The sequence below is a fragment of the Roseicyclus sp. genome (genome assembly GCF_965662675.1).
Lineage (GTDB): Bacteria > Pseudomonadota > Alphaproteobacteria > Rhodobacterales > Rhodobacteraceae > Roseicyclus.
This window is the reverse complement of the sequence record NZ_CBFIIK010000143.1, coordinates 1-5,425: the sequence shown is the minus strand read 5'-3', so window position 1 is coordinate 5,425 and position 5,425 is coordinate 1. Positions and strand designations below refer to the sequence as shown.

Sequence of the window (5,425 nt, the reverse complement as noted above, 5' to 3'; positions counted from 1 at the left end):
CGCGTGCGGGCCTCGGCCTGTGTGACATCCATATGGGTGCGGATCGTCTCGGTCAGTTGTTGGGCGATGGTGTAGAGCGGGTTTAGGCTGGTGAGCGGATCCTGGAACACCATGCCGATCCGGCGGCCCCGCACCCGGCGCATTGCCTCGGGCGAGAGTTGGTCGATGCGGGTATCACCCAGCCAGACCTCGCCGCCCGCGATGCGGCCGGGCGGCTCGATCAGGCCGATGATCGCCGCGCCGGTGATGGATTTACCGGCCCCGGATTCGCCCACCACCCCCAAAACCTCGCCCGGGACGATATCGAAGGACACGCCATCCAGCGCGCGCAGGGTGCCGCGCCTTGTGGGAAACTCGACAACCAGATCACGAACGGAAAGCAGGGGCTTGGTCATCAGCGCAGCCTCGGGTTCAGCGCGTCGCGCAGCCAATCGCCCAGCATGTTCACCGACAAGGCCAGCGACAGAAGCGTCAGGGCGGGAAAGAGCAAGATCCACCATTCGCCCGAGAACAGGAATTGCTGGCCGATACGGATCAGCGTGCCAAGGCTGGGCTGGGTCGGCGGTACGCCCACGCCAAGGAATGACAGCGTCGCCTCGGCGATGATGGCCAAGGCCACGCTGATCGTGGCGATGACCAGCACCGGGCCCATCACGTTGGGCAGGATGTGGCGGATCAGGATGCGCAAGGGGCTGACACCGATCACGCGGGCGGCCTGCACATATTCCTTGCCCTTTTCCACCATGGTGGCGCCGCGCACCACGCGGGCGAATTGCACCCAATCACTCAGGCCGATGGCCACGATCAAGACCCAGATCGCCATTGCCTCGCGCTGGGTGGGCGGGATGATCCCGCGTGCCACACCAAAGATCAACAGCGCGATCAGGATCGACGGAAAGGATAGCTGCACATCGGCCACGCGCATCAAGACCGCATCCACCCAGCCGCCGCGATAACCCGCGACAAGCCCCGCGCTGATCCCCAAGACCATCGCCAAAAGCACCGCCGAGACCCCGACAAACAGCGATATCCGCGCGCCATAAAGGATGGTGGAAAACACATCCCGCCCCTGATTGTCCGTGCCCATCAGGTAGCTGTTGCCGGTGAAGGCGTTGGGCTGCATCGGGGGCGTGAACCCATCCATCAGGTTCAGGCTGGAAGGGTCATAGGGGTTGGTCGGCGCGATCAACGGCGCGAACACGGCCGCCAGCACGATCACAAGCGCCACCACACCCGAGACGATCGCCACGGGTGATCGCCGGAACGAGGCCGCGACATCGCTGTCCCAGATGCGGAAAAGGCGGCTTTGGGTTTTGGTATCAGCCATGTCCGACCCTCAGTGACGCGCGCCGCCACGCTCGACGCGCAGGCGGGGATCGACGGCATAGTAAAGCAGATCGACGATCAGGTTGATGATGACGAAGATCAGCGCGATCAGCACCAGATAGGCCGACATCACCGGCACATCGACGACGCGCACCGAGTTGATGAACAATGCCCCCACGCCGGGCCATTGGAACACGGTCTCGGTGATGATGGCAAAGGCGATGATCGAGCCAAGCTGAAGCCCGGTAATGGTGATCACGGGCACCATGGTGTTTTTCAGCGCATGGCCGAAATGCACGGCCCGATTGCTCAGGCCCCGCGCGCGGGCAAACTTGATGTAATCGGTGCGCAAAACCTCGAGCATTTCGGCCCGCACCAGCCGCATGATCAGCGTCATCTGGTAAAGCCCCAGCGTGATCGCGGGCAAGATCAGCGACATCCGGCCCGATTGTGTCAGGAAACCGGTTTCCCACCCCCAAGGCAGCACCACAGTGTCGCCCCGGCCAAAGGAGGGCAGCCATTGCAGCTCGACCGCGAAAACCCAGATCAGCAGCACCCCGATCAGAAAGGTGGGCAGCGATACGCCGATCAACGAGACGGTCATGATCGCGGTCGATAGCGCACCCCGCCGCCTGAGCGCGGTATAGACCCCGGCCCCGACCCCGAAAACAAAGGCCGCAAGGCCCGAGACCAGCGCAAGCTCAAGCGTCGCGGGCAGGCGCGACAGGATCAGCTCCATCACCGGCTGTTGCAGGCGGTAGGAAATGCCGAACTCGCCCTGCACCGCATCGCCGACGAAACGGGCGAATTGCATGACGAAGGGATCGTTCAGCCCCAGCGCCTCGCGCAGTGCCGCGCGATCCTCAAGCGATGTTTCCTGGCCGACCATGGCGTAGATCGGATCGCCCACGTAGCGAAAAAGCGCGAAAGCCACCAGCGCCACGGCCAGCATCACAAGGACCGACTGCACGATCCGGCGGATGATATAGGCAAGCATCATATGCCCCTGTGGTGGCTTTCGGGATGAAAACGGCCCGCATGGGGAGTATCCCATGCGGGCCGCAAGCTTGGTATCGGATCAGCGCGTGAAGGTCACATCGGCCATCGAGGGCTGGTTTTCGGGATGCACGGGCAGATTGATCCCGTCGCGCACGGCATAGGCCAGCAGCTGGTTATGCACGTTCAGGAAAACGCGGTCTTCCATCACCTGGTCCCAGATTTCCGCGATCACCGCATCGCGCGCGGCCAGATCGGTCATGGTCGCCAGCGACTCGATCTTGGCATTGACTTCCGGGTTGTCATAGCGCGCGCCATTGTAGCTGCCATAGCCCTCTTCGCGGCCATGCACGAGGAAGTTGAAGACATAGGCGCTATCGAAGGTCGGCACGCCCCAGCCCAGCAGGTAGAAATCGGTCTCCCAGCGCTCGATCAGCGGGAAATGCTGCGAGCGGGTCTGCGAGATCAGGTTGGCGCTGATGCCGATCCGGCCCAGCATGCCGACGAATGCCTGACAGATCGCTTCGTCGTTGAGATAGCGGTCATTGGGGCAATGCAGATCGACCGAGAAACCATCGGGATAGATGCCGCGCACCAGCGTGTTGGCGCGGTCGTAATCGGGCGCGCCATAGGCGTTCAGATCCGCGCGCCAGCCATTGACGAAGGGCGGAAGCGGTGCGGCCGAGGGCTGCGACTGGCCGCGCATCACGACCTGCTGGATCGCGTCACGGTCAAGCGCCAGCGCCATCGCCTCGCGGATCTCGGGATGCGAGAAGGGGTTATCCTCGACATTGGCGCTGATCAGCTTGGGCGATGCCTGGTCATAGCTGAAAAAGATATTGCGGTTCTCGGGGCCGGTGGCCACCGTGATGCCATCGGTCTGCTCCAGACGCGCGATATCTTGCACGGGAACGTCCTGGACCACATCCACCTCGCCCGACAAGAGCGCGGCGACGCGGGTCGCGGCCTCGGCGATGGGGGTGTAGATGATTTCGGTCACTTGCGGATCGGCATCCCAATGGCCATCGAAATGCGCCAGCACGGTGCGCACTTCGGGGTCGCGCGACACGAGTTGATAGGGACCGGTGCCATTGGCGTTGCGCACGGCGAAGTTTTCTTCACCAGCGGCGAAATTCTGCGGCACTTCCACAGCATTTGCCGCGGCCCAGCCGCTGTCCATGATGAAGAAGTTGGTCAGGTTCTGGACATAGAGCGGCGACGGGCCGGCCATCTGGATATGCACGGTATAATCATCGATCGCGGTGGCGCCGGTCACGGCGGAATGCAGCGCGCGGAAGCCCGAGCTTTCATGGCGCACGCGGTCCATCGAGAAGACCACATCCTCGGCGGTAAAGGCGCTGCCATCGTGGAAGGTCACGCCTTCGCGCAGCTTCAAGACCCAGATCGTCGGATCATCGGCATGGATTGACCATTCGGTCGCAAGGCGTGGCTTGAGCGAGCCATCAGTGTCGCGGCGCACCAGTGTTTCGTACATATGGTGCAGCAAGGTCGAGGTCGGCCCCTCGTTCTGGCTGTGCGGGTCGAGCGTCAGCGCATCGGCAACGCGCGCCCAGCGTAGCGTCTCGGCTTGGCTGGCCGTGGCACAAAGTGCCAAGGCAAGGGCCGACACCATCAAGCGGCGCGGCGCGGTCGTCAGAAATGAAGTCATTGGTCGTCTCCCGTTGAATTAGACAGCTTTTTGGGCCTCCTGCCCCATCGTGCAGCAAAGAATGATGGGGTGAAACCAATAATTTGAACAGGTGGTAAAAGACGCGTCCGCAAGGGTCAATCGCCCATGCGGCCTCTGCGGATTTCCGCCGCCAAGACCCGTATCACCCAAGTGAACATAACGGTTCGTCGCGCCGCGGATGTCAATCCGCCTTGCGCGGATTCGCCCGTCTGACAAGGGCGCCATGCACCCTGCCCGCCGATATCAAACCTTGCAGATGCCGCGACAGACCTTAACCTACGCATGCGTGCCGCTGTTGACGAAACGCAACGCCGCAGGCGCGACGTGACACCAAGTATCGATGGGATGCGGAAGGGGAGAACATGGCCGAAGATGCGACGCTGGATACCTTGGGTCTTTTGTGCCCCCTGCCCGTCCTCAAGGCGCGCAAGCGGTTGAAATCCATGCAACCCGGCCAAGTGCTGCGGCTTTTGGCCAGTGATCCGGCGGCGGTGGTGGATGTCCCGCATTTCTGCGCGGAAAGCGGCCATGAGCTTTTGGGGATGGAAGACGCGGGCGATGGCGCGCAGGCCTATCTCATCCGCCGGAGCTGACCCCAAACGACGCATAGGGCAGATAACGCACTGGATCGCCGGGGGCGATCAGGGCGGCCTGCATCGCCCGAACTCAGCCCCGACAAGAACGGCAATGGCCGTGATAGGTTTCTGATCGCGGCGCGGACCTTCGGGTTTGCTTGAATGGTCGGCGTGCTTGATCATTGAGACACGCAGGTCTTGGCCAGCAAGCGCGGCCACCAGCCGTTCAGTCAAGATGGTCTTGCCGTTATTCTTCCAGCCGGTGACGCCGTAGACCTTCATGCCGCCCCCATCAGCGCTTGGGCGGTTTCGATATCCTCGGGCGTGTTGACGTTGAAGAAGGGATCGAAGGGGGTGGCGTCAAACACCGCCTGCCCTGCGGCATGGCCATCGCTCCAGATCACGACCTTGCGCAAGCCCCCCTTCAGCGCCGCGCGCAGATCGTCGCGCAGCGCCACGGGCCAAAGGCCAAAGGTCGGGTGGCGCTGCACGCGGCCTGTCTCATCCGAGCTGGCCGCCAGACACAGGCCCGAGGGGCCCGCCCCCGCCACCAGCCGCGCCACCAGATCTGTGGGAAAGAACGGGGTATCGGCGGCAGCCGTGACAATGGCCGTGGCGCCCTGCCCCGCCGCCCAATCAAGGCCCGCCAGCACGCCCGCCAATGGCCCCGGATGATCGGCCAGACTATCGGGCAGGACGGGCAGACCAAACTCGGCCAGCCGCGCCGGATCGCCATTGGCGTTGATCGCAAGCGCGCCGCATTGGGGGCCAAGCCGGTCGATCACATGGTCGAACAGCCGCCGCCCGCCCACCACGCGCAGCCCCTTGTCGCCGCCAC

7 protein-coding genes are annotated in these 5,425 nt (G+C 63.4%); 1 reads left to right on the top strand and 6 read right to left on the bottom strand.

Going from position 1 to position 5,425, the window contains the following annotated elements:
• The 4 genes from ACTG4J_RS14490 to ACTG4J_RS14475 all read right to left on the bottom strand — a co-directional run.
• Positions 1-395 (bottom strand): ATP-binding cassette domain-containing protein (locus ACTG4J_RS14490; RefSeq protein WP_439140448.1); only part of this gene is annotated, 395 nt, incomplete at its 3' end.
• Positions 395-1,327, bottom strand: a complete 933-nt coding sequence (locus ACTG4J_RS14485) for an ABC transporter permease (protein WP_439140447.1) — start codon at positions 1,325-1,327, stop codon at positions 395-397. The genes ACTG4J_RS14485 and ACTG4J_RS14490, both read right to left, overlap by 1 nt.
• A gap of 9 nt (positions 1,328-1,336) precedes the next feature.
• Positions 1,337-2,323, bottom strand: coding sequence for an ABC transporter permease (locus ACTG4J_RS14480; RefSeq protein ID WP_439140446.1), 987 nt, complete (start codon positions 2,321-2,323; stop codon positions 1,337-1,339).
• 81 nt (positions 2,324-2,404) lie between these two features.
• On the bottom strand, positions 2,405-3,991 hold the full coding sequence (locus ACTG4J_RS14475) for an ABC transporter substrate-binding protein (protein ID WP_439140445.1): 1,587 nt from the start codon (positions 3,989-3,991) through the stop codon (positions 2,405-2,407).
• 383 nt (positions 3,992-4,374) lie between these two features.
• Between ACTG4J_RS14475 and ACTG4J_RS14470 the strand changes: the two genes are divergently transcribed.
• Complete coding sequence (locus ACTG4J_RS14470; RefSeq protein WP_439140444.1) at positions 4,375-4,605, top strand: sulfurtransferase TusA family protein; 231 nt, start codon at positions 4,375-4,377, stop codon at positions 4,603-4,605.
• Positions 4,606-4,653: 48 nt separating this feature from the next.
• Here the strand turns inward: ACTG4J_RS14470 and ACTG4J_RS14465 are convergent, their stop codons facing one another.
• A complete protein-coding gene (locus ACTG4J_RS14465) occupies positions 4,654-4,869 on the bottom strand; it encodes a molybdopterin-guanine dinucleotide biosynthesis protein B (protein ID WP_439140443.1) in 216 nt (71 codons plus the stop codon).
• Positions 4,866-5,425: molybdenum cofactor guanylyltransferase MobA (gene mobA / locus ACTG4J_RS14460; protein WP_439140442.1), on the bottom strand; the 560-nt coding region annotated here is incomplete at its 5' end. The genes mobA and ACTG4J_RS14465, both read right to left, overlap by 4 nt.